The sequence below is a fragment of the Flavobacterium panacis genome (assembly GCF_024649945.1).
Classification (GTDB): domain Bacteria; phylum Bacteroidota; class Bacteroidia; order Flavobacteriales; family Flavobacteriaceae; genus Flavobacterium; species Flavobacterium panacis.
Genome location: NZ_JANKMS010000001.1, coordinates 202488 through 228306, shown reverse-complemented (window position 1 = coordinate 228306; position 25819 = coordinate 202488). Strand labels below are relative to the sequence as shown.

The window sequence follows — 25819 nt, the reverse complement described above, 5'->3', positions numbered from 1 at the left end:
AGCAAAAATATAAAATAGTTTTTTGTTTCAAACTAACTTGAAACTTTAAACTTGAAACAAATTTTAAATGGACGAAGTTGTAAAAATCGTTAATGATATAAAAGCCGGAAATATTAAGCCGATTTATTTTTTAATGGGTGAAGAACCTTATTATATTGATAAGTTATCGGAGTATATCGAACAGAATGTTTTAGCCGAAGAAGAAAAAGGTTTTAATCAGACGGTTTTGTATGGGAGAGATGTATCTGTAGACGATATTGTTTCAACGGCCAAGCGCTATCCTATGATGGCTGATCGTCAGGTTGTTATAGTGAAAGAAGCTCAGGATTTATCTCGTACAATTGATAAAATAGAATCGTATGTCAATAATCCAATGGAAACTACGGTTTTGGTTTTTTGTTATAAATACAAAACACTTGATAAGCGTAAAAAAGTAACTAAATTATTGGCCCAAAACGGTATCGTTTACGAAAGTAAAAAATTATACGAAAATCAGGTTGGAGACTGGATCAAACGTGTTTTGGCAGGGAAGAAATATACTATTGATCCAAAAGCAAATGCGATGCTTGTGGAGTTCTTAGGGACTGATTTGAGTAAAATCAATAATGAACTAGAAAAGTTACAGATTATTTTGCCGCAAGGAACAATGATTACCGCTGAACATATTGAAGAAAATATTGGTTTTAGTAAAGATTATAATGTATTTGAACTTCGAAAAGCCATTGGAGAGCGTAATCAATTAAAGGCTTATAAGATTGCAGAGAATTTTGCGCACAATCCAAAAGAGTATCCGTTGGTGATGACAACTGGATTAGTGTTTGGATTCTTCGTGCAACTTTTAAAATATCACGGTCTAAAAGATAAAAATCCAAAGAATGTTGCTGCGGCAATTGGAGTAAATCCGTATTTCTTAAAAGAGTACGATTTGGCGATTAAAAATTATCCCATGCGAAAAGTAAGTCAGATTGTGGGAGCTTTACGAGATATTGATATCAAAAGTAAAGGAGTGGGGGCTAATGCTTTACCTCAGGGAGATTTACTAAAAGAAATGCTGTATAAAATATTTAATTAAGCCATTAAAATTCACGATATTTGCGTTTCTAAAAATTTTACTACTTAAAATTATTACACAATTATGGGAATGAATAAAAATACCATTTTAGGATGGGCGACTTTTATAATGATACTTATGGGATTGTTGCTTATAGGTCTTGGAGCTTTTAGATATAGTGATGTTTCGGGCTGGGGATTTGGAGCTGTAGGAGTTGGTTTTTTTGCTATCGCTTGGGTATTCAATGCTTTAAAAGGTAGAGTTTAATTTAGATTTCAATAAAAAAATATAACAATTAATATAATAATATAAAAAATGTCAGACGATAAGAAAGTAATTTTCTCAATGCAGAAATTGAGTAAAACCTATCAGGGAGCAGACAAACCAGTACTTAAAAATATTTATTTAAGTTTCTTTTACGGAGCTAAAATTGGTATTTTGGGTCTTAACGGTTCTGGAAAATCTTCTCTTTTAAAAATTATTGCAGGTGTCGATAAAAATTATCAGGGAGATGTTGTTTTTCAACCAGGATATACAGTAGGATATTTAGAGCAAGAGCCAATTCTTGATGATTCTAAAACAGTTATCGAAATTGTTCGTGAAGGTGCAGCTGAGACTATGGCAGTTTTAGAAGAATATAATCAAATTAATGATTTATTTGGTCTTGAAGAAAACTATTCAGATCCAGATAAAATGGATAAATTGATGGATCGTCAGGCCGCTTTACAAGACAAAATTGATGCGCTTGGTGCTTGGGAAATCGATACAAAATTAGAAATTGCAATGGATGCATTGCGTACTCCAGAAGGTGATACGCCGATTAAAAACCTTTCTGGAGGTGAGCGTCGTCGTGTAGCTTTATGTCGTTTGTTGTTGCAACAACCAGATGTATTACTTTTAGATGAGCCTACCAACCACCTTGACGCTGAGTCAGTTCTGTGGTTAGAGCAACACTTAGCACAATACTCAGGAACTGTTATTGCTGTAACGCACGACCGTTATTTCTTGGATAATGTGGCTGGTTGGATTTTAGAGTTGGATAGAGGAGAAGGTATTCCATGGAAAGGGAACTATTCTTCTTGGTTAGATCAAAAATCAAACCGCATGGCTCAGGAAGAAAAAGTAGCTTCTAAAAGAAGAAAAACTTTAGAACGTGAGTTGGAGTGGGTTCGTCAAGGTGCAAAAGGTCGTCAAACAAAACAAAAAGCACGTTTACAGAACTACGACAAATTATTGAATGAAGATCAAAAACAATTGGACGAAAACTTGGAAATCTATATTCCAAATGGTCCACGTTTAGGGACAAATGTTATTGAAGCTAAAAATGTTGCGAAGGCCTTTGGAGAAAAATTATTGTATGATAATTTGAACTTTACTTTACCACAAGCTGGTATTGTTGGAATTATCGGACCAAACGGTGCAGGTAAATCGACTATTTTCAAAATGATCATGGGTGAGCAAAGTACTGATAGCGGAGAATTCTCAGTTGGAGAAACTGTAAAAATTGCTTACGTAGATCAGTCACACTCTAATATTGATCCGAATAAATCTATCTGGGAAAACTTTGCAGATGGTCAGGAGTTGATTATGATGGGTGGAAAGCAAGTGAATTCAAGAGCTTACTTATCACGTTTCAACTTTGGTGGTGGAGAGCAAAACAAAAAAGTTTCTATGCTTTCAGGTGGAGAACGTAACCGTCTTCACTTAGCAATGACTTTAAAAGAAGAAGGAAACGTACTTTTACTAGATGAGCCTACGAATGATCTTGACGTAAATACACTTCGAGCTCTTGAAGAAGGTTTGGAGAATTTCGCAGGTTGTGCTGTAATTATTTCTCACGACAGATGGTTCTTGGATAGAATTTGTACACACATCTTAGCTTTCGAAGGTGATTCTGAAGTTTATTTCTTCGAAGGAAGTTTCTCTGACTATGAAGAAAACAAAAAGAAACGTCTTGGTGGTGACTTAACTCCAAAACGTTTGAAATACAGAAAATTGATTAGATAATTCGTCTAATAAATTCCAAATAAAAAATCCCAAATTCCAATTAATGTGAATTTGGGATTTTTTTTATTCTAAGTTTTTCACTTAGTTTGTCATTTCGACGAAGGAGAAATCTTCACCAGTAGCTCTACAAAGATTGGCATTTTGATTGCGGAGATTCTCGCGAAGATTTCTCCTTCGTCGAAATGACAATATTGAGAAAAATTGGAATTTGTAGATTGTGATTTTATAAAAATTTAGCTTTCAACTCCGGAGTTGGAATCATGCAGCTTTCTTTTTTACCATACCAATTGTATCTGTTTTTTGCAACATAATCATAAATTCTGTCACTAATAAAAATGGGAACAATTCTAAAAACAGGAGTTAATTTCCAAAGACCACCAAAATTTTTGGCAATTTCGATCACAGCTGAAGATTTGTAAAAATAAGCTGTTCCTGGATTATATAAAATGATACTATCCATTTTAGAAAAGCTGATTCCTAAGTGTTTGCAAATTGAAATTCCCAAATCAGATTGTAATGCCACAAATCGAAAAATATCCTTTTTGTCGTGATTGATTATGTATTGAACAGCAGAACTGCATAGATTGCAAACTCCGTCAAAAAGAACAATTTTTTTATTTTTAGGTAAATTTTCCATTAGAAAGTTGGTTTCAGGCCGCGTCTTTTCTAGCGTTTGTTAATGTGAAACAATTATAGCGTAAGTTAAGCTTTTTTATTGTGTATTTTGTTTTTCTATTGAAATTTCGTTTTTAATAAATTTTTCAAATCAAAAATGACTTTCATAAATCGGTTTTAAGGTAATATTTAAAAAAGGAAAGCTGATTTTACGTAAAAAATAAAATCATTTATTAAATCGCTTTATTTTGATTTTGGTGTTTTTTAGGTGAATTTCAAAGAGCGAAAGATTATTTTTTAACTGCTTCAACTAATTCTAACTCGTCTAAACTAACTTTAGAAGTAAAAATTCCGTAATTAACAGTTGCTTTATTTTTTTCAATCAAATCGATACTTCCAACAGATCTTCCGTCCAACATTCTTACTCGGTCACCAACTTTTAAAATTGGTTTTGGTTTTTCAATTACTGGCTTCAGTTTTTTCTCTTTTTTCTCTTTTCGAATTTCTTCAACCTTTACTTGTACTTCTGCAATAATCTCTTTTTGTTTTTCAACTTTTGCTTTAGTTTCTTTCGGAGTGGCTTTTTTACGTTTCGAATTTTCAATCTCAACAATTTTTAAAAATTCACCAATTAGTTCTTTTTTATTTTTGTTGTTGAAATACTTCTCAGCGATATCATCAATTTTTTGTCCGATATAAATTATTTTTTGATTGCTATCGTATAATTCCTGATAGCTTTCTAATTTTTGTTGGATTTTGGTATTGATGTTTTCCATCTTTTTACTTTCTTCACGAGCACGAGTTTCTTCTTCTTTTAAATTTAAAGAAGTTTTTTCTAGTTTCGATCTTTCTTTTTGAAGTGTTGCAATGGTTTTATCAAAACGAACTTTTCCAACTTCGATTTTCTTTTTTGCACGGTTAATCAATCCAAACGGAATTCCATTTTTCTGAGCTACTTCAAAAGTAAAAGAACTTCCTGCTTGACCCAAAGCCAGTTTGTACATTGGTTCAAGAGATTTTTCGTCGAACATCATATTTGCATTTGTAGCGTATGGCAATTCGTTTGCAAGAATTTTTAAATTAGAATAGTGTGTGGTAATAATTCCGAAAGCTTCACGATGATAAAATTCTTCCAAGAAAATTTCAGCCAAAGCTCCTCCTAATTCAGGATCAGAACCTGTACCAAATTCATCAATTAAAAACATGGTTTTATGATTACATTTCTTTAAAAAGTAATTCATATTTTTTAATCTATAACTATAAGTACTTAGGTGATTTTCAATAGATTGATTGTCTCCAATGTCAGTTAAGATTCTATCAAACAAGAAAGTTTCGCTTCTTTCATGAACCGGAATTAAAATTCCAGATTGCAGCATTAATTGTAACAAACCAACCGTTTTTAAGGAAATGGTTTTTCCTCCAGCATTTGGTCCAGAAATTACAATAATTCTATTTTCTTGTTTTAATTCAATCGTCTGCGGATGCGTAATTTCTTGTTTTTGTTTATTGTTCAAATACAAAATCGGATGATAGGCTTCTCTGAAGAACAATCTTCTTTCATCTGTAATGGTTGGCAAGATTCCGTTAATTCGATTGGCGTATTTGGCTTTTCCGGCAACTACATCAATATCACTTAAAAAATCCTGATATTCAATTAATAAAGGAAGATAAGGTCGAATTACATTGGATAGATTTTTTAAAATTCTTGTAATTTCCTCCTTCTCCTCATATTCTAAATTAGCTAATTCTCTAGAATATTTTAAAGTAGCTTCTGGTTCGATATAGGCAATACTTCCGGTTTTGGAACTTCCTAAAATTGAACCTTTTACTTTACGACGATACATGGCTAAAACCGCTAAAACTCTACGGTTTTGGACGAAACTTTCTTTAATATCGTCCAAATAACCTAAACTGTTGTATTGAGTTAAAGCTACTCCAAAACTTTGGTTTACTTTTCCGCGAACCAAGTTCATATTTTGACGAATTCCAGCTAGAGCAGGAGAAGCATTGTCTTTAATTTCTCCGTATTTATCTACTATTGCATCAATTGCAGAGATGATATCTTTTGTTAATTCAACACGAGATGCTCTTGCGTTTATGTTTGGATAATAATCATCGAATTTTTTTAAGAAATTCAATAAAACATTTGTTGTAGCAGAAAGATTGGCAATTTTTCTAAAACTTCCTACTTCAAGAAAGCTGTCTTCGATTGCTAAAAATTTAATTTCGTGAGTGATAGCGTCAAATCCGTGATTTGGAATTGCGTTATTATTTTGAAAAGAAGAAACATACTCTGATGTCTGCATCAGTGATTGCATTAATTCTTCTTTGTCCCTAAATGGTTTTATTTGTAAAGCTTTTTCTTTCCCAATATCTGTGTTGCATCCTTCTGAGATAGTTTCAAGTACGGTTGGAAATTGTAAGTCTTGTAATGTTTTTTCTGTAATACTGATCATTTAATTTCTTTATGAAAGTAAAGGCAAAAGTACGAAAACATTATGATTGAAATCTACAGTTTTGATCTAAATTTCTAATCAGAAAAATATGATTTTTAGCATTAATTTCTGAAATTCGCAAAAAAAAGTTATGGACGTAAAAATGCATTCTTCTTGGAAACCGGTTTTAAATGAAGAATTTGAAAAACCATATTTCAATACCTTAATTGATTTTGTAAAATCAGAATATGCAACGAAGGTTTGTTATCCAAAAGGGAATCAGATTTTTTCTGCTTTTGACCATTGTCATTTTGATGAAGTAAAGGTAGTAATTATTGGACAAGATCCTTATCACGGACCCAATCAAGCGAATGGTTTATGTTTTTCTGTAAATGATGGAATTCCTTTTCCGCCTTCTTTATATAATATTTTTAGAGAGATCGAAACTGATTTGGGAAAACCTCTTCCTAAAACAGGAAATTTAGAACGTTGGGCAGATCAAGGTGTTTTTCTCTTAAATGCGACTTTGACAGTTCGCCAATCTGAAGCTGGAAGTCATCAAGGTAAAGGTTGGGAAAAATTTACAGATGCTGTAATTAAGAAAATTTCTGAGGAAACAGAAAATGTTGTCTTTTTACTTTGGGGCGGTTTTGCTCAAAAGAAAGCAGCTTTGATAGACGCTTCAAAACATCATATTTTAAAATCAGGCCATCCTTCGCCATTAAGCGCTAATAGAGGTTTTTGGTTTGGAAATAAACATTTTAGCCAAACAAATGATTTCTTGAAATCGAAAGGATTAAAAGAAATTGAATGGTAACTTTTTTAAGTTACAAAGTTACAGAGAGACAAAGAGGCAAAGGCTGGGTAGCTTTGTGGCTTTTTCTTAATGTTGTCATTTCGAGGAACGAGAAATCGCACTAGTATTTCCGCAAAGTAAAGTTTAATCTTTGTAGAGCTTCTAGTGCGATTTCTCCATTTAGTCGAAATGACAAAAAAAAATCTTTTGAATCTAAAAGAAATAAAAGATTTATTTTTTATTTTTTTAAGATTTCTTCTAAAACGGCCTTGTTTTCGTAATTGACTACTTTTAGAATAATGTCCTGATTTTTTACTGTTTTTCCTTCAATGATATATAATTTTCCATTTTTCATTGGGATATTACTTTGATCGAAATCTACATCTCCATAAGTTAATGTGTTTTTGATGTCTGCAGTATCAACCCATTTTTCGTTTAAGGTTTGAACTGCTTTTGGAGAGTATTGAAATGGTTTTGTTCTAAGATTATTTAAAACTCGGGCATTTGGGAAATAATTACAACGAGTATCTTTTCCAATAAAAAATCCTGAAACAATAAAACATCCCATAATGAGACCAATCAGGTAATATGCAAAACGGTGTACGAACTTCATGAAATAATTTTTTTGCAAAGGTACATTAAAGTTCCCTTAGAAAACAAGTAAATTGATATCGTTATCTGGTAAATCGAACCAATCGCCAATTGCTTTATTTGTTAGTATTCCGTGGTAAAGATAAATACCGTTTTTAAGTCCTTTGTTGCATCGAATGGCGCTTTCGATTCCACCATCTTCGGCTATCTGATGCAGGTATGGTGTTAAAATGTTACTGATTGATAATGAAGCAGTTTTAGAGTATCTTGATGGGATGTTTGGTACACAATAATGCAAAACATTACTTTTTATAAAAGTTGGTTTTTCATGTGTTGTTACTTCTGAAGTTTCGAAACAACCTCCAGTATCAATACTGACATCAACAATTACGGCGCCTTTCTTCATGTGTTCGACCATTGTTTCGTTAACAACAATTGGGCACCTTTCTTTTCCTCGCATAGCGCCAATTGCGACATCACAGCGTCTTAATGCTTTTAATAAACCTTTTTGCTGTATGGTTGAAGTGAAGATTCTCTGATTTAGATTGTTTTGTAGGCGACGCAATTTAGTGATAGAATTATCAAAAACTTTAACGTTTGCACCTAGTCCGATTGCGGTTTTGGCAGCAAATTCCCCAACAGTTCCAGCTCCTAAAATTACAACTTCAGTAGGAGGGACACCTGTAATGTTTCCGAATAAAAGTCCTTTTCCGAATTCATCAGTAATCATTAATTCAGCAGCAATTAAAATGGAAGCAGTTCCTGCAATTTCGCTTAAAGATTTTACTGCTGGATAAGATCCGTCTTCGTCTTTTATATATTCAAAAGCTAATGCTGTGATTTTTTTTTGAGCTAAAGCTTCGAAGTATTCCTTTTTTTTGGTTTTAAGCTGAATGGCAGAAATGATAACCGTTTCCGGGTTTATCATTTGTATTTCTGTTAAAGTCGGCGGTTCTACTTTTAATAAAAACGGACAGCCAAAAACTCTTTTAGTATCTTTTGTAATTTCTGCACCCGCATCTGCATATTCTTTATCTGTATAACTTGAGCTTTCTCCAGCTCCAGACTCAATCATAACGCGATGTCCTGCGTAAGTAAGTGAATTCACTGCGTCAGGAGTAAGACAGATACGACGTTCCTGGTAACTTGTTTCTTTAGGAATTCCTATAAAAAGTTCTCTTTTAAAACGACCAACCTCAAGTTTTTCTTCTTGTGGAATTAATTGTTGTTTTGTAAATGGAGTTAACGTGATTGACATGTGTATGCAAAAAATTAAAGGTACAAATTACGTAAAAAGATTTAAAATTTATGCAAAAATTCTGCTAATACTCTAAGCTAAAAGTTAAGAAATGTTTTGACCTTTAATAATGTATGTATTTGTCTTTCTACGATTGATTATAGAGAAGTTTAATTTAATTTCAATTCTCTTTTCCCATCTTCCAATAACTCAATATTTATTGTAGAATGCTCTTCGGGAATTAAACTAGCAATTTTCTCAGACCATTCAATAAAACACCAATTTCCAGAATATAAATAATCATCAACGCCCATGTCGAGTGCTTCTGTTTCTTTATTTAATCTATAAAAATCAAAATGATAAACAGATTGGTTGTTAGGAGTTTGGTATTCGTTAACTAAAGAAAAAGTAGGACTGCTGGTTGCGTCTTGAACCCCCAAAGTTTTGCATAATTGCTTGATTAAAGTCGTTTTCCCAACTCCCATTTCTCCATTAAAAAGAATGATTTTTTTTGGATTTGAAGCAATAATCTGCTCAGCAACTTCTTGAATTTGATCTAATGAAAAAATGATGTTCATTTGTTTTTATTTTTTTGCTACGAATTTCACAAATTTCCGTGAATTAAAATATACTTTTTTTGTTTAAAATAAATTAGTGAAAATTTGTGGAATTCGTGGCAACTTTTAATTATTTAGGGTTGAAAACAAGGAACGGAATAATCATTTCTTCTAACGAAATTCCACCGTGCTGATAGGTGTTTTTATAATAACTCACATAATGATTATAGTTGTTTACATAAGCCAAAAAGAAATCGTTTTTGGCAAAAATAAACGAACTACTCATGTTGATTGCAGGTAAACCAATCGTTTTAGGTTCTTTTACTACGTAAACATCTTTTTGTTCGTAAGTTAAACTTCGTCCAGTTTTGTAACGCAAATTTAGACTTGTATTTTTATCTCCCACAACTTTAGACGGATTTTTTACATTAATTGTTCCGTGATCTGTTGTCAAAATCAATTTGAAGCCTAAAAGTTGAGCTTGTTGAATGATTTCTAAAAGAGGCGAATTTTTAAACCAGCTTAGAGTCAATGAACGATAGGCTTTATCATCTGAAGCTAATTCTTTTACCACTTCCATTTCGGTTTTAGCATGTGAAAGCATGTCTACGAAATTGTAAACGACAGTCACCAAGTCATTTCCTTTTAAAGCTTTAAAGTTTTCAGCTAATTTTTTACCACCAGAATAATTGGTGATTTTAAAATAGTCTTCCTTAATATTTAATCCCAATCTTTTTAATTGAGCTGATAGGAACTCAGCTTCATAAAGATTTTTTCCGCCGTCTTCAACGTCATTTTTCCAATATTGAGGAAATTGTTTTTCCATTTCTAATGGCATTAAACCAGAAAAAATAGAATTTCTAGCATACTGGGTAGCGGTTGGAAGGATAGAGTAGTACGGAACTTCTTTTTCTAGTTTATAATAATTAGCTACAACACTTTCAAATGCTTTCCATTGGTCATAACGAAGATTATCAATTACAACAAAAAGAACAGGTTTGTCTTTCTTTTTAAGTTCAGGAACAACAAGTTCTTTAAATAAAGTGTTGGACTGTATAGGTTTATCTGCCTTTGGAGCAAACCAATCTTCATAATTTCTTTCAATGAATTTTCCAAACTGGGAATTAGCTTCAACTTTCTGTGATTCCAGAATTTCAATCATCGCTGTATCGTTGATGTCTTCTAGCTTTAATTCCCAAAAAAGCAACTTTTTATACAACTCAATCCAATCTTCATAAGAATTAACCATAGCTAATTCCATAGCAATTTTTCTGAATTCCTTTTGGTAATCTAGAGTTGTTTTTTCTGTGATTAATCTAGAATCATCCAGATTTTTCTTCAAACTCAATAGAATTTGATTTGGATTTACAGGCTTAATTAGATAGTCGGCGATTTTAGAACCAATGGCTTCTTCCATAATATATTCTTCTTCGCTTTTGGTGATCATAATCATCGGAATAGCTGATTTTTTTTCTTTCATTTCAGAAAGTGTTTCCAAACCGCTCATTCCAGGCATGTTTTCATCGAGAAAAACAATGTCAAAATTATCTTCTTCAAACAAAGCAATAGCATCTAAGCCATTATTGCAAGTGGTAACTTCGTAATTCTTTTTTTCTAGAAATAATATGTGGGGCTTTAAAAGATCGATTTCATCATCGACCCAAAGTATTTTTATCTTATCCATAAAACAAATTAATTTATACTGCAATTTAAAAGTAATAGAACTTAAAAACTATTAAAAATAGTATAAAATTACGAAAGCAGAACGATGAATTTATTTTAAATTTTAACAATTTTTAATCTATTTTATTGATAATCATCATAATTTCGACTTTCATTTTTAAATAAAAAACACTAATCTCTTTATACTTATTTACTTATATTTGTTGACCTAAAAAATATCGCACTAGTGACTCAGATCAATAAACTTAAAATATTCAACGATCCTATATATGGTTTTATAACGATTCCGAATGAGTTGGTTTACGATTTAATTCAGCATCCTTATTTTCAGCGTTTACGTCGAATTTCTCAAATGGGATTGTCGTATTTGGTGTATCCAGGAGCGAATCATACTCGTTTTCACCACGCTTTAGGATGTATGCATTTGATGAAAAAAGCAATTGATACACTTCGTTTTAAAGATGTTATAATTTCCGAAGAAGAAGAAAATGCTCTTTTAATCGCCATTTTATTGCATGACATTGGACATGGTCCTTTTTCTCATGCAATGGAAAGAAGTATTGTTGAAGATGTACATCACGAAGCTATTTCGCTATTGTTTATGAATCAGCTAAATGAAGAATTTGAAGGAAGATTAAGTTTGGCGATTCAAGTTTTTAAAGGAGAATATCACAGGAAATTCATGTTGCAATTGATTTCAAGTCAGTTAGATATGGATCGAATGGATTACTTAAAACGTGATAGTTTTTATACAGGAGTTGCAGAAGGAAATGTAAATTCTGAACGATTGATTCAGATGATGAATGTTGAAAACGATGTTTTAGTCATTGAAGAAAAAGGAATTTATTCTGTAGAAAAATTTCTGCTTTCGAGAAGATTAATGTATTGGCAGGCTTATTTGCATAAAACAAGCTTAGTTGCAGAATTAATTTTAATGAAAGTTCTAAAAAGAGCCAAAGAATTAATATTGAAAGGTATTGATCTTCCGTGCAGTGAACCGCTTTCGTACTTTATGCACAACAAAATAACACTTGATAATTTTGATGCTGAAAAATTAGATTTGTTTTCCCAATTAGATGATTTTGATATCATAAGCGCTTTAAAAGCGTGGCAAAGAAATGATGATTTTGTTTTGAGTACTTTAAGTAAAATGATCATAAATCGAGATTTGCTTAAAATAAAAATGAGTGCTGAGAAAGTTTCTATGGAAGAATCTCAATCTCTTAAAGAAAAGTTTGCCAGCCAGCATCATATTTCGCAATTGGATGCTGGATATTTTATTTTTAGAGGAAAAATTAAAAACCAAGCATACAGTAAAGAAGCGGAACCTATTCGAATTTTGAAAAAAGATAAGACAATTGAAGATGTTGTTGAAGCTTCTGACCAGTTGAATTTGAAATCGTTATCTAAACTGGTAACAAAATATTATATCTGTTTTCCAAAACAACTTATCTAAAATTAACATTTAAAACCTATTTTTTATATTTTTGTCGCGATGAAATTTACAGCAGAACAAATAGCAGGAATTTTAGAAGGAGAAGTTGTTGGGAATCCCAATGCAGAAGTTTCTAAGCTTTCCAAAATCGAAGAAGGCGAAGATGGGTCACTGACTTTTTTGGCTAATCCAAAGTATATCAATTATATATATACAACAAAAGCAACAGTAACAATTGTTAATGATAGCTTTATTCCTGAACAGGATATTACTACTACTTTAATAAAAGTAGAAGATGCTTATGCGGCATTTTCTAAACTTTTACATTTTTATAATCAAGTAAAGTTAAACAAAACTGGCATTGAGGCTCAGTCTTTCATTTCTGAAGGAACTAAATATGGTGAAAATCTATATTTAGGAAGTTTTAGTTATATCGGTCAAAATGTGGTTTTAGGTGATAATGTCAAAATTTACCCAAACAGCTTTATTGGTGACAATGTCGTAATTGGTGATAATGTATTCATTTTTGCTGGTGCTAAAATCTACTCAGAAACGGTTATTGGTAATAATTGCACGATTCATTCGGGAGTAATTATTGGAGCTGATGGTTTTGGATTTGCTCCAAATGAAAATGGAGAATATAGTAAAGTACCTCAAATTGGAAACGTTATTATTGAAGATAATGTAGATGTTGGTGCTAATACTACGATTGACAGAGCAACTCTTGGTTCTACAATTATTAGAAAAGGGGTTAAATTGGACAATCAGATTATGATTGCTCATAACGTAGAAATAGGGAAAAATACCGTTATTGCTGCACAAAGTGGTGTTGCAGGTTCTACAAAAATAGGTGAGAATTGCATGATTGGCGGGCAAGTAGGAATCGCAGGTCACTTGACTATAGGTAATAATGTTAGACTTCAGGCACAATCAGGAGTTGCAAGAAACATTAAAGACGACGAAGTCCTACAAGGAACTCCATCACTTGGATATACAGACTTTAATAAATCGTATGTTCATTTTAAGAATTTGCCGAAAATTGTGGCTCAAGTTGAAGAATTAAAGAAACAAATAATAATAAACCCAAAAAATGGAAATAATGGTTAAACAGAAAACCATCAAAAATGAAATTTCACTAACAGGAGTTGGATTACATACTGGAAAAGAAGTTACAATGACTTTTAAACCTGCTCCCGTTAATAATGGTTTCACTTTTGTAAGAGTAGATTTGCAAGGTCAACCAGTGATTGAAGCTGATGCTAATTATGTTGTTAATACTCAAAGAGGAACTAATCTTGAGAAATTAGGAGTAAAAATTCAAACTCCAGAGCACGTTTTAGCTGCAGTAGTTGGTTGCGATTTGGATAATATTATTATTGAATTGAATGCCTCTGAACTTCCAATTATGGATGGTTCATCAAAATATTTTGTTGAAGCTATTGAAAAGGCTGGCATTGAAGAGCAAGACGCAAGCCGCAATGTTTATGTGGTAAAAGAAGTTATTTCATTTACAGATGAAGCGACAGGAAGCGAAATACTTGTAATGCCAAGTGACGAATATCAGGTTACTACAATGGTAGATTTTGGTACTAAAGTTTTAGGTACTCAAAATGCTACACTTAAAAGTTTATCAGATTTCAAACAAGAAATTGCAAACTCAAGAACTTTTAGTTTCTTACACGAATTAGAGTCATTATTGGAAAATGGCCTAATTAAAGGTGGTGATTTAAATAATGCAATTGTGTATGTAGATAAAGAAATTTCTGAATCTACAATGGAGAATTTAAAGAAAGCATTTGGTAAAGATGAAATTTCAGTAAAACCAAATGGTGTTTTAGATAATCTTACATTACACTATCCGAATGAGGCGGCAAGACATAAATTGCTTGACGTTATTGGAGATTTATCTCTAATCGGAGTTCGTATTCAAGGGAAAATTATTGCAAATAAACCTGGTCACTTTGTAAATACTCAATTTGCTAAAAAACTAGCAAAAATTATCAAAATAGAACAGAGAAATCATGTTCCTACTTATGATTTACATCAAGAACCATTGATGGATATTCATAAAATTATGGCTATGCTTCCTCATAGACCACCATTCTTGTTGATTGACAGAATTATCGAGATGTCTGATCGTCATGTGGTAGGTTTGAAAAATGTTACTATGAATGAAAATTTCTTCGTAGGACACTTTCCAGAAGCACCAGTAATGCCTGGAGTTTTGATTGTAGAAGCGATGGCACAAACAGGAGGGATTTTAGTTTTAAGTACTGTTCCAGATCCTGAAAATTATCTAACTTACTTTATGAAAATTGACAATGTTAAGTTTAAACATAAAGTATTGCCTGGAGATACTCTAATTTTTAAATGTGAGTTGATTTCTCCTATCAGAAGAGGAATTTGTCATATGCAGGCAAACGCTTATGCGAATGGTAAATTGGTAACTGAGGCAGAATTAATGGCACAAATAGCAAGAAAACAATAATAAATTATCAAATTTATTGTTTAGGTTTGTTGCCTGAAATTAGAATATTTTAATTAAAAATATAAAACATACAGATGAATCAACCATTAGCATATGTTCATCCTGGCGCGAAAATCGCTAAAAATGTTGTAATAGAGCCATTTACAACAATTCACAATAATGTTGTTATTGGTGATGGTACTTGGATTGGTTCAAACGTGACCATTATGGAAGGAGCGCGAATTGGAAAAAATTGTAATATTTTTCCAGGTGCTGTAATTTCTGCTGTGCCACAAGATTTAAAGTTTGGAGGAGAGGACTCATTAGCAATTATCGGAGATAACTGTACAATTAGAGAATGCGTTACTATTAATAGAGGAACAATTGCTTCTGGTCAAACTGTTATCGGAAATAATTGTTTAGTAATGGCTTATGCCCACATTGCACACGATTGCGAAATCGGAAATAATGCTATTATTGTAAATGGTGTTGCATTGGCTGGTCACGTAGTGGTTGGTAATCATGCTGTTATTGGAGGTTTAGCTGCAATTCACCAGTTTATCCATATCGGAGATCATGCCATGATTTCTGGTGGATCTTTAGTTAGAAAAGACGTTCCTCCTTTTACAAAAGCAGCGAAAGAGCCTTTGTCTTATGTTGGAATTAACTCTGTTGGTTTAAGAAGAAGAGGATTTACAACTGAAAAAATTAGAGAAATTCAGGAAATTTATAGAATTTTATACCAAAAGAATTACAACACAACACAAGCTTTAAGTATTATTGAAGCTGAAATGGAAGCGACTCCTGAAAGAGATGAAATTCTTGACTTTATCAGAAATTCTTCTCGAGGAATTATGAAAGGTTATTCAGGAAACTATTAATTATTTTAGAGTTTAGATTTCTGATTTTAGATTTCTGGACTTTTGAATAAATTTGAAATAAATATTAAATAAAAAAATGAAGATTGATTCTGTTTGAAGAATCTAAAATCTACATTCTAAAATCTAAAATAAAAAAAACAATGGCATCTACATCAGATATTAGAAACGGATTGTGTATTAAATTTAATCACGATATCTATAAAATTATTGAGTTCCTTCACGTAAAACCTGGAAAAGGTCCAGCTTTTGTAAGAACAAAATTAAAAAGTTTAACTTCTGGAAAAGTATTAGATAATACTTTCTCAGCAGGTCATAAAATTGATGTTATTCGTGTTGAAACACATACCTTTCAATATTTGTATCCAGAAGGTGATGATTTTCACTTTATGAATGCTGAAACTTTTGAGCAGATTTCTTTAAACAAAAACATTTTGGATGCTCCAGATTTGTTAAAAGAAGGAACAAATGTAATGGTTCAAATCAATACAGAAACAGATTTACCATTATCTGTAGATATGCCAGCCTCTGTAATCTTAGAAGTTACTTACGCTGAGCCAGGTGTAAAAGGTAATACTGCTACGAATGCAACCAAAAATGCTACAGTAGAAACTGGAGCAAACATCAATGTTCCGTTGTTCATCAACGAAGGTGATAAAATTAAAATCGATACAGCTTCAGGTTCTTACATGGAACGTGTAAAAGAATAGTTTTTTTAATTAAGATAAATTTGACAATGAGTCAATTAGATAATTTGTGAATCGACAAAATTTTGTATATTCATATTCTAATTGACTCATTTTCTAATTGATAAAATTTTTAATTAAGATAATTTGACAATGTGTCAATTAGATAATTTTTGATCAACACAATTTTTGTTTATTGATTTGCTAATTGACTCATTTTCTAATTGACAAATTTTCTAATTATAATATATGAAATTTCCAAAGAGTCATTCTTTACAAGAAATTGCTAATTTGCTTAATTGCAAATTTATTGGGGACAAAGACTTTCAGGTTTTAGGTATGAACGAAATACATGTCGTTGAGCCTGGAGATATTGTTTTTGTTGACCATCCAAAATACTACGATAAAGCTTTGCAATCAGCTGCTACTATTGTTTTAATAAACAAAGAAGTAGAATGTCCTGAAGGTAAAGCACTCTTAATCTCAGATGATCCATTTAGAGATTTTAATATTCTGACCAGACATTTTAAGCCTTTTCAATTTGCTAATGTAGCTATTGCTCCAACAGCAGAAATAGGGGAGGGTACTGTGATTCAGCCTAATAGTTTTGTGGGTAACCATGTTAAGATTGGGAAAAACTGTCTCATTCATTCTAATGTTTCTATTTATGATCATACTGTAATCGGTGATAATGTTATCATTCACGCTGGAACTATCTTAGGAGCAGACGCTTTTTATTATAAAAAACGTCCAGAAGGTTTCGATCAATTGATTTCTGGTGGTCGAGTAGTGATTGAAGATAATGTTGGAATTGGAGCACTTTGTACAATTGACAAAGGAGTTACAGGAGATACAACTATTGGAGCTGGAACAAAATTAGATAATCAAGTACATGTTGGACATGATACTGTTATCGGAAAAAAATGCTTAATTGCATCACAAACAGGTATTGCTGGTTGTGTAATTATTGAAGATGAAGTTACAATGTGGGGTCAGGTAGGAACTACTAGCGGTATTACAATTGGCTCAAAAGCGGTTGTAATGGGACAAACAGGTGTAACTAAATCTGTTGAAGGAGGAAAATCATATTTTGGAACTCCTATCGAAGAATCTAGAGAAAAATTGAAACAACTTGCCAATATTAAGAAGATTCCTGAAATTTTAAATAAATTGAAGTAATATGTCTATTAAAGAATTTGTTCAGAAATTTTATAAGTCAGATGCCTTAATCGATAGCGAAATTTTAAAAACATATTTGCATCCTGATGTGACACTGGAATGGAACAGTAGTAAAGGTCTTATTCAGATGGATTACGACTCGATTATTGAAATGGCCAATGAACTCAGTCGTGCTTATGTACGATCTAAAGTTAGGATTAGCCATATTATCAGTGAAGACGATTTAGTGTCAGTGCGTTATTCTCACTTTGTGAAAACAATTGAGAATCCAAGAGAAGAAATGCTTTTGGCTCATTTTTCAACAATTTGGCAGATCAAAGATGATAAACTTTACAAAGGTTATCAGATGAGTCAATTTTCTTAATATTTTTTTGACAATAAAAGAGGCAAAATACATTACAAAACCTTATTTTTGCAACACAATTTAAAAACTTACATAAAATATATATCATGAGTGTTTTAGTTAATAAAGATTCCAAAATAATTGTTCAGGGATTTACAGGAAGCGAAGGAACTTTCCATGCTTCTCAAATGATTGAGTACGGTACTAATGTTGTTGGAGGTGTAACTCCAGGAAAAGGTGGTACAAGCCATTTAGACCGTCCGGTTTTTAATACAGTAAAAGATGCTGTAGATCAGGCTGGAGCTGATACATCTATCATTTTCGTTCCGCCAGCTTTTGCTGCTGATGCAATTATGGAAGCTGCTGATGCAGGAATTAAAGTAATTATTGCTATTACAGAAGGTATTCCTGTAGCAGACATGATTAAAGCAAATAATTATGTTAAAGAAAGAAATTCTAGGTTAATTGGTCCAAACTGTCCAGGTGTAATTACTCCAGGTGAAGCTAAAGTTGGTATTATGCCAGGTTTTGTTTTCAAAAAAGGAACAGTTGGTATCGTTTCTAAATCAGGAACTTTAACTTACGAAGCTGCTGACCAAGTTGTAAAACAAGGTTTAGGAATCACTACAGCTATCGGAATTGGTGGAGATCCAATCATTGGAACTACAACTAAAGAAGCTGTTGAATTATTAATGAACGATCCAGAAACTGAAGCAATCATTATGATTGGTGAAATTGGAGGTCAACTAGAAGCTGATGCTGCTAAATGGGTTAAAGCTGATGGTAACCGTAAGCCAGTTATTGGTTTTATCGCTGGAGAAACTGCTCCTGCTGGTAGAACAATGGGGCACGCAGGTGCTATTGTTGGAGGTTCTGATGATACAGCTGCTGCTAAAAAGCAAATTATGAGAGACAACGGAATTCACGTTGTTGATTCACCAGCTGAAATTGGTAAAAAAGTAAAAGAAGTACTTGGATAGTCTTCAAGTCCAGAAATAATAAATTCCAAAAAAGTCTCAATTATTAGTTGAGACTTTTTTACATTTTAAAGACTGAGGTATATAAAGGAAAAAAAAACTTAGCATCTCAGAACCTCAGTATCTTAGGAGCTTAAAAATAAAAAAGAATGAGTAAAGATTTAGAAAAATTTAAAGTAAGCAATAGTTTTACTTTTACAATTGAAGATAGTTTAGAGCAAGTTTGTAACGCTCCAGAAGGAAGTGCTGGAATTTTTGTGGTTTATGCTGTTGAAGGCGCGGAAAAAGAATTAATCATGGTTGGTTCAACAGGAACTGTTCAGAATGATGGAACTTTAAAAAGTAAAAATGGTGGACTTTATGATAAAATCGTAAACGGACATCAATTTGCAAAAACAGGAAGAAAATATTCGTGGCCAGCTCAAATGAAATTAGAAAACATTTCTGAACTTGAAGTCGTTTGGTATGAAACTTTTACCGCTGATGTAAAAGCAATCCCAACCGCTGTTGAAGGACAGGTTTTGCAAAATTTCTTAGATGAAAACGAGAAATTACCAAGATGGAATGTAGCTTTCTAAGCTAATTCAAAATATATAAAAAAAAAGAGCCTTGCTGGAATAATCAGCAAGGCTTTCTTTTTTTTAAGCGTTTAGAGATTTATGTTTTCTTTAATCTATTTATCTATGCTTTTTTTATTTCATTTTTATAAAAGCGTTTTCCAAGTTTAAAAAAGTTAGCGAATTAGAAACGGAGAAACCTGATTTAGTTAATTAAAATTTAACATATGGTAAATTTAAGATTAAGTAAAAAAAATACCGCAAATATTGATGAATTTAGAAAAAGTCTTATTTTTTTTGTAATTATTGGGTTTTTATTATTTCCTTTTCTATATTTATCACACAAAAACAAAAAATAATGTTAAAATTTATTTCATTTTGTATGAATTAAATGTCCTAGTTGTGTAAAAATCTTGTTTAATTTTTGTTAAATTAGAATGAATTGAAAACTTATTTTTTTGTTAAAGTTAATTTTTAATCAATGCAAAGAATTCATATTGTTTCTAGAAAAGTATTTCTTTTTAATGATTTGATTTTTACGCCTCAATGCTTTTAGGTTATGAGCCAGATTTTAAAAAACAAAGTATTAGATGATTTTATTCTGTGGAATAATCTTAAAAATGGTGATGAAAGATCATTCTCTTTACTTTTTGAGAAATATTATCGTGATTTAATTAATTATGGAAATTCGCTTTCTCCTTTTGCGGAAAAAGTGCAAGACTGTATTCAGGATGTTTTCGCTGATATTTGGTTGTATCGTAATTCGTTGCAAGATAATGTGATTGTAAAAGCTTATCTCCTTTCTAGTGTTAGAAAAAGAATTTCGCGTTTACATGAAAGAGATCATGTTTTTAAAAAAACAACAACTACAGATGTTTTAGAGTTTTTATTTGACTTTTCTATAGAAAATGATCTGGTAGAAGATGAAGTAACGGCAGAACGCGTCTTATACTTGAATAAATTACTTAATGATTTGCCAGGTCGTCAAAAAGAGGCTTTATATCTTCGCTACCATCAAGGATTAAGTGTAGATCAAATTGCAGATCTTTTAGATGTGAATTATCAATCAGCAAATAACTTATTACATCGCGGATTGTTAAGTCTTCGTAAAGAATGGAAGGGAAGTATTCCTCTGTTAATCCTTATATCTTCAGGGCTTTTGTAATTTTTTAAGAAAAAATCAAAAAAAAATCTTAAATAAGTGAGTATATAATATAAAAACTGTCCTCTTTGTTTTTGTAACCTTAATAATAAGATGCAAAAACGTAATCAATATACCGAAATAGAAGACTTCTTAGCTGATGAATCTTTTCAATTATGGATCTTATCCAAAGTTGATGAACAAGGCTGGGAAGAATGGACTTTAGAGAATCTTCAAAGGGCAAAACTTGTCGAAGATGCAAGGCTTTTATTATTAGCCATGAAAGTTCCAGATTCAAAATTATCTTCCAGTCAAGTCCATGAAGCTTTACAAGAGACTTGGCATAAAATTGAACAGAGAGAAGCAATTTCTCAAGAAACTTCAAATTTTAGAAAACTTAAAATACAACGATACTGGATTAGCGGTATTGCAGCAGCAATTTTAGTTGGTGTTTTTTCAACTTGGTTTTTTAAAAATGATATTTTACCAACTGACAATGTAGTTACCTATAAAGAATTGGTTGAAGAAAATAATGAAGGTTTAGTAGAACAGACAAATAATACCGAAAAATCTCAAATTGTTACTTTGTCAGATGGTAGTTCGGTTTTGCTTCAGCCAAATAGTAAATTAAGTTACCCTAAGATCTTTACCGGAAACGAAAGAAAGGTGTATTTATCCGGCGAAGGTTTCTTTGAAATTAGTAAAAATCCTAAAAAGCCTTTTTTTGTTTACGCTAACGAAATTGTAACGAGAGTGGTGGGAACCAGTTTTAGAATAAAAGCTTATCCTGATCAGCAAAACGTTGAAGTTCTTGTTCGCACCGGTAAAGTTAGGGTAAAATCAAATGAGCTTGCTGGTTCTGTTGAGAATGATGAGATTGTTTTGCTTCCTAATCAGGCAGTGCGATTTGCTCGTAAAGAGTTTGTTTTTAATAAAATTACAAATATCACTGCAGATCCAGTTTTAGTAAACAGTATAACCAATATTGAACAATTGAGTTTTGAGTTTACTGATATTCCAGTAGCGCAAATTCTTGAAACAATAGAACAAGCTTATTTAGTAGATATTGATTTTCCTCATGATAAGTTAAAAGACTGCCGATTAACCACTTCATTAAGCGATCAACCATTAGCTGAAAAACTAAAAATTATTTGTAAAAGTATTGGTAACGATACAAATTATGAAATGAATGGAAATCAAATTGTAATTACGACTTCTGGCTGTAACTAGAGAGATGTAAATTCAATAAAATAAAGAATAGAAAAACCAAAATTAAACTGAATGTCTAAAGCTAAAATAAAGAGATAACTGCCTATGTAAAAAGTAAATGCATAAAAAAAGTGCCGAATATGCTGTAACATCCTCGACACTTACAATTTGTAAATCACTCTCTGTAAAGAGTAATTTATGATGTTTCTTAAAATACACTCGAATAGTATTAATCAAAACAAACCAAAATTATGAAAAAACCTGTTGTCAAGCAACGATTACTTCACCAAATCATGAAAATAACGCTGTTTCAATTTGTGTTAGCACTTATATTCTCAAGTGTTACGATGGCAAATAATGTAAATGGGCAGAAAAAACTAGATACTAAAGTTACAATTACAGTCGAAAATCTAACTTTAGACAATGCTTTATCTAAAATTGAAAAATCTGCTCATGTAAAATTTTCTTATAATTCTAGACTTCCTCAACTTACACAGAAAGTTAGTATAGAAGCAAATCAAGAAACTTTATCTAGTATTCTAAGTAGGATATTAGTACCATTTAATATTACTTTTTCAGAAGTAAGCAATCAGATAGTACTTCAAAAGAATGCTAATGGTTCTTTTTCAAGTGTCAACAATCACGATTCATTGTTTGAGCTTTTGACTTTTGGACCAATCATCAAAGGAAAAGTAACAGACCAAACTGGTAGCCCGCTTCCGGGAGCTACAGTAATGGCAAAAGGAACAAAAACGGCTGTTTTGACCGATTTTGATGGAAATTTTGTTATCGAAATGCCTGCTAACGTAAACCGTTTAGTAATTTCTTATGTTGGTATGGAATCTAAAGAAATTGGCATAGATAACATTACACCAACAATCGTATTAACAGAAGCTGGACAGAATCTTAAAGAGGTTGTTATTACAACTGGATACGAAAAAACGTCTAAAAGAACATTTACTGGAGCAATCAGTAAAATTTCTGGAGCTGAATTAAAAGTAGATGGTGTTGTTGACGTAAGTAGAATGATTGAAGGTAAAGCTGCCGGAGTTACTGTACAAAACGTTACAGGATCTTTCGGTTCTACTCCTAAAATTACAGTTCGTGGTTCTTCTTCTATTTTTGGAGATACAAAACCATTATGGGTAATTGATGGAGTTGTTCAAGAAGATATCATCAATGTAACATTTGCAGATTTAGCTTCTGGTAACTCAGCAACATTATTAAGTTCTGCTGTAGCAGGATTAAATGCTAATGATATTCAAAGTATTGAAATTCTTAAAGATGCTTCGGCTACTTCTATTTATGGTTCAAGATCATTAAATGGAGTTGTGGTTGTAACTACTAAACAAGGTCGTAGAGATGCTCCTTTAAAAATTACTTACTCTCTTGAGAATACTGTAAGAGCTGTACCAAGTTACACACAATACGACGTTTTGAATTCTCAGGAGTCAATGAGTGTTTTCCAAGAGATGAGAGAAAAAGGATATTTAAGCCAAAGTTCATCATTAACATCAAGATTTAGTGGCGTTTATGGTATTCTTGCAAAACAAGTTAATCTTTACGAAACTTCAAATGGTTTGTATGGTGTAAAAAACGACCAGCCTTATGTTAATGAGTTCTTGAAAAAATATGAATTAGCTAATACAGACTGGTTTAAAGTTTTATTTAGACCATCAATTACTCAAAATCATTCATTAAGTTTTTCAGGAGGTGGAAAAAACAATACTTTCTATGGCTCTTTAGGATATTACACAGATCCAGGATGGACTATTGCGGATAATGTAAAACAATTATCATCAAACTTAAAAGGAACATTCTACATCAATGACAGATTGAATATTACTTTGTCAACACTTGCCTCTGCTCGTGATCAGGAAGCTCCTGGTACTTACGAAAGTAAAAATGATGTTGTGTTCGGAAAGGTTACAAGAGATTTTGATATCAATCCTTTTAATTATGTTTTGAGTACAAGCAGAACATTGAGACCTTATGATGAAAATGGAAATTTGGAGTACTATCAAAATAACTGGGCTCCAATGAATATTATCAACGAATTGAATAATAATAAACTTGGAATAAAAGTTAAAGACATTCGTTTTCAGGGAGATTTAGAATACAAAATCAGTAAAAGTTTAACTTATAATTTTACAGGTTCAGCTCGTTATGCTACTACATCTAGAGAGCATAAAATTTATGAAGGTTCGAATGTTGTAGGAGCTTATAATGCTGGAGTTGGAGCTAATCCAAACACACAAATTCAGAAAGATAACGTGTTTTTATACCAAGATCCAAATGATTTAACAGCGCCTAAAATTTCAGTGCTGCAAAATGGAGGATTCTTGAGAAAATACACTAATGACATGACTTCTTACAATGTTAGAAATAGTGTTACTTACAGAAATACATTTAATGAAAAACATGAGCTAGAAGGTTTCTTTGGTACAGAATTTAGATCTGTTGATAGAAACAATGACAACTTTACAGCTGCAGGTTTACAATATGAAAAAGGTCTTAGTGCTTTTATCGATCCTAAGTTGATTGAAAAATTGGTTAATGAAGGAAATACTTACTATGATTTTGGAGCTGAAAGAGAACGTACTGTTGGTTTCTTTGGAAAAGTTGGTTATACATACGATCGTCGTTATACTGCTTCGTTAACAGGGCGTTATGATGGATCTAATAGACAAGGAGATACAGGTTCTTCTAGATGGTTGCCAACATACACAGTGAGTGGTAAATGGAATATCAAGGAAGAAAAATTCATGAAAGATGTAGAATCTGTAAACAATTTAGCACTTAGAGCTTCTTATGGTTTAACAGCAACTGCAGGACCTGCAACTAACTCTTTAGCAATTTATAAAAGTTATATCACAGATCGTTTTGCAACAACTGACAGAGAAAACGCAATACGTATTCAGGATTTGCAAAACCAGGATTTGACTTGGGAAAAACAATTCGAAACAAACATTGGTGTTGATTTAGGGATGTTTAGAAACAGAGTTCAGTTTACAACTGATGTTTACAGACGTAAAGCATTTGATTTGATTGACTATGTTATTACATCTGGAGTGGGGGGACAAGCTGTAAAAATGGGTAATAATGCAGACATGGAAACTAAAGGTATTGAGGTTGGTTTTACAACTCAAAATATTGCTTCACCTGATTTCAAATGGTCTACTACATTAAACTTTTCTATTTACGATCAAAAAATTACAAAATTGGCAAACAGACCTTCTGCATTTGATTTGATAGCTGGAAATGGTGGTAATACTGTAGGGCATCCTAGAAACTCATTGTATTCCTATCAATTGACGGGTTTAAACAATGAAGGATTACCAACATTTAAATTGCAAGATGGTGCTGAAAGTAATATTACAGATGCTGATTTTCAGGATACAAATGATGTTATGAAGTATTTGAAATATGAGGGATCAGTTGAGCCTAATAAATCAATTGGTCTTGCCAATACTTTTACTTACAAAAGCTGGTCTCTTTATGTATTTGTAGTAGGATCAGGAGGTAATAAAGTAAGATTAAACCCAGTTTATAGTAACAAATACACTGATTTAACTGTTTTTACAAAAGAGTTTGCTAACAGATGGATCAATCCAGGTGACGAAAACCGTACTAATGTACCTGTTATTGCAGATCAATTAATGAACAGAAATTATGGTGATAACAACATGCAAATTGCCTATAACACTTATAATTTTTCTGATGTTAGAATTGCTAGTGGTGATTTTGTAAGATTAAAAAATATTTCTCTTGGTTGGGAATTTCCAAGTGATTTTAAAAGGAAGTTAGGTTTAGGTACTTTTAATTTAAAAGCATCAGCAGTTAATCCATGGTTGATTTACTCAGACAAAAACTTACATGGTCAAGATCCTGAGTTCCGTAATACAGGAGGGGTAGCTTTCCCAATTACAGCACAATATACTTTTGCTATTAACCTTTCATTTTAACAATTAAATT

The 25819-nt window shown here is 32.1% G+C and carries 22 protein-coding genes; 16 read left to right on the top strand and 6 right to left on the bottom strand.

Annotated elements, in window-relative coordinates; translation table 11 throughout:
* Positions 1-67 precede the first annotated feature (67 nt).
* The 3 genes from holA (at position 68) to ettA (ending at position 3058) form a co-directional block, all read left to right on the top strand.
* Positions 68-1072: a DNA polymerase III subunit delta gene (gene holA / locus NQQ59_RS01115; RefSeq protein WP_144212869.1), complete on the top strand. Its 1005-nt coding sequence runs from the start codon at positions 68-70 to the stop codon at positions 1070-1072.
* Positions 1073-1135: 63 nt separating this feature from the next.
* Complete coding sequence (locus NQQ59_RS01110) at positions 1136-1318, top strand: CAL67264 family membrane protein (RefSeq protein ID WP_144212867.1); 183 nt, start codon at positions 1136-1138, stop codon at positions 1316-1318.
* A 48-nt stretch (positions 1319-1366) separates the two neighbouring features.
* Positions 1367-3058: an energy-dependent translational throttle protein EttA gene (gene ettA, locus NQQ59_RS01105; RefSeq protein WP_144212865.1), complete on the top strand. Its 1692-nt coding sequence runs from the start codon at positions 1367-1369 to the stop codon at positions 3056-3058.
* A 223-nt stretch (positions 3059-3281) separates the two neighbouring features.
* Here ettA and NQQ59_RS01100 read toward each other — a convergent pair whose 3' ends face one another.
* Together NQQ59_RS01100 and NQQ59_RS01095 are read right to left on the bottom strand one after the other, a co-directional pair.
* Positions 3282-3695, bottom strand: coding sequence for a thiol-disulfide oxidoreductase DCC family protein (locus NQQ59_RS01100; RefSeq protein ID WP_144212863.1), 414 nt, complete (start codon positions 3693-3695; stop codon positions 3282-3284).
* Between the two features lie 268 nt (positions 3696-3963).
* The gene (locus NQQ59_RS01095; protein ID WP_144212861.1) at positions 3964-6129 is read right to left on the bottom strand and encodes an endonuclease MutS2; all 2166 of its coding nucleotides are present in this window, start codon (positions 6127-6129) and stop codon (positions 3964-3966) included.
* A gap of 130 nt (positions 6130-6259) precedes the next feature.
* Between NQQ59_RS01095 and NQQ59_RS01090 the strand changes: the two genes are divergently transcribed.
* Positions 6260-6925, top strand: coding sequence for a uracil-DNA glycosylase (locus NQQ59_RS01090; RefSeq protein WP_144212859.1), 666 nt, complete (start codon positions 6260-6262; stop codon positions 6923-6925).
* 217 nt (positions 6926-7142) lie between these two features.
* On the opposite strand, the gene NQQ59_RS01085 is transcribed toward NQQ59_RS01090, so the two are convergent.
* The 4 genes from NQQ59_RS01085 to porX all read right to left on the bottom strand — a co-directional run bounded on the left by NQQ59_RS01085 (position 7143) and on the right by porX (position 10973).
* Positions 7143-7517, bottom strand: a complete 375-nt coding sequence (locus tag NQQ59_RS01085) for a DUF4258 domain-containing protein (RefSeq protein WP_144212857.1) — start codon at positions 7515-7517, stop codon at positions 7143-7145.
* 36 nt (positions 7518-7553) lie between these two features.
* Positions 7554-8753: an alanine dehydrogenase gene (locus NQQ59_RS01080; protein WP_144212855.1), complete on the bottom strand. Its 1200-nt coding sequence runs from the start codon at positions 8751-8753 to the stop codon at positions 7554-7556.
* Positions 8754-8902: 149 nt separating this feature from the next.
* Entirely contained in the window at positions 8903-9310 is a 408-nt protein-coding gene (gene tsaE / locus NQQ59_RS01075) for a tRNA (adenosine(37)-N6)-threonylcarbamoyltransferase complex ATPase subunit type 1 TsaE (RefSeq protein WP_144212853.1), read from the bottom strand.
* Positions 9311-9419: 109 nt separating this feature from the next.
* Positions 9420-10973, bottom strand: a complete 1554-nt coding sequence (gene porX, locus NQQ59_RS01070; protein ID WP_144212851.1) for a T9SS response regulator signal transducer PorX — start codon at positions 10971-10973, stop codon at positions 9420-9422.
* A gap of 225 nt (positions 10974-11198) precedes the next feature.
* On the opposite strand from porX, the gene NQQ59_RS01065 reads away from it, so the two are divergent.
* The 12 genes from NQQ59_RS01065 to NQQ59_RS01010 all read left to right on the top strand — a co-directional run bounded on the left by NQQ59_RS01065 (position 11199) and on the right by NQQ59_RS01010 (position 25809).
* Complete coding sequence (locus tag NQQ59_RS01065; protein ID WP_144212849.1) at positions 11199-12428, top strand: HD domain-containing protein; 1230 nt, start codon at positions 11199-11201, stop codon at positions 12426-12428.
* A 39-nt stretch (positions 12429-12467) separates the two neighbouring features.
* Positions 12468-13514: a UDP-3-O-(3-hydroxymyristoyl)glucosamine N-acyltransferase gene (lpxD, locus tag NQQ59_RS01060; protein ID WP_144212847.1), complete on the top strand. Its 1047-nt coding sequence runs from the start codon at positions 12468-12470 to the stop codon at positions 13512-13514.
* Positions 13507-14895, top strand: coding sequence for a bifunctional UDP-3-O-[3-hydroxymyristoyl] N-acetylglucosamine deacetylase/3-hydroxyacyl-ACP dehydratase (locus NQQ59_RS01055; RefSeq protein ID WP_144212845.1), 1389 nt, complete (start codon positions 13507-13509; stop codon positions 14893-14895). Before lpxD ends, NQQ59_RS01055 begins: the two co-directional genes overlap by 8 nt.
* A gap of 74 nt (positions 14896-14969) precedes the next feature.
* Complete coding sequence (lpxA, locus tag NQQ59_RS01050; protein WP_091497682.1) at positions 14970-15755, top strand: acyl-ACP--UDP-N-acetylglucosamine O-acyltransferase; 786 nt, start codon at positions 14970-14972, stop codon at positions 15753-15755.
* A gap of 140 nt (positions 15756-15895) precedes the next feature.
* Positions 15896-16462, top strand: a complete 567-nt coding sequence (efp, locus tag NQQ59_RS01045) for an elongation factor P (protein ID WP_144212843.1) — start codon at positions 15896-15898, stop codon at positions 16460-16462.
* Positions 16463-16687: 225 nt separating this feature from the next.
* The gene (locus NQQ59_RS01040) at positions 16688-17617 is read left to right on the top strand and encodes a UDP-3-O-(3-hydroxymyristoyl)glucosamine N-acyltransferase (RefSeq protein WP_144212841.1); all 930 of its coding nucleotides are present in this window, start codon (positions 16688-16690) and stop codon (positions 17615-17617) included.
* A 1-nt stretch (position 17618) separates the two neighbouring features.
* Positions 17619-17981: a nuclear transport factor 2 family protein gene (locus NQQ59_RS01035; RefSeq protein WP_144212839.1), complete on the top strand. Its 363-nt coding sequence runs from the start codon at positions 17619-17621 to the stop codon at positions 17979-17981.
* A gap of 86 nt (positions 17982-18067) precedes the next feature.
* Positions 18068-18940, top strand: coding sequence for a succinate--CoA ligase subunit alpha (sucD, locus tag NQQ59_RS01030; RefSeq protein WP_144212837.1), 873 nt, complete (start codon positions 18068-18070; stop codon positions 18938-18940).
* Positions 18941-19086: 146 nt separating this feature from the next.
* Positions 19087-19515 carry a hypothetical protein gene (locus NQQ59_RS01025; RefSeq protein WP_144212835.1) on the top strand — a complete coding sequence of 143 codons (429 nt, stop codon included), beginning with the start codon at positions 19087-19089 and terminating at the stop codon, positions 19513-19515.
* 538 nt (positions 19516-20053) lie between these two features.
* Positions 20054-20659 (top strand): RNA polymerase sigma factor, encoded by a 606-nt coding sequence (locus NQQ59_RS01020; RefSeq protein ID WP_144221456.1) that lies wholly within the window; start codon positions 20054-20056, stop codon positions 20657-20659.
* Positions 20660-20749: 90 nt separating this feature from the next.
* Positions 20750-21865 carry a FecR family protein gene (locus NQQ59_RS01015; RefSeq protein WP_144212833.1) on the top strand — a complete coding sequence of 372 codons (1116 nt, stop codon included), beginning with the start codon at positions 20750-20752 and terminating at the stop codon, positions 21863-21865.
* Between the two features lie 230 nt (positions 21866-22095).
* Positions 22096-25809, top strand: a complete 3714-nt coding sequence (locus NQQ59_RS01010) for a SusC/RagA family TonB-linked outer membrane protein (protein ID WP_257698047.1) — start codon at positions 22096-22098, stop codon at positions 25807-25809.
* The last annotated feature ends 10 nt before the right edge of the window (positions 25810-25819 follow it).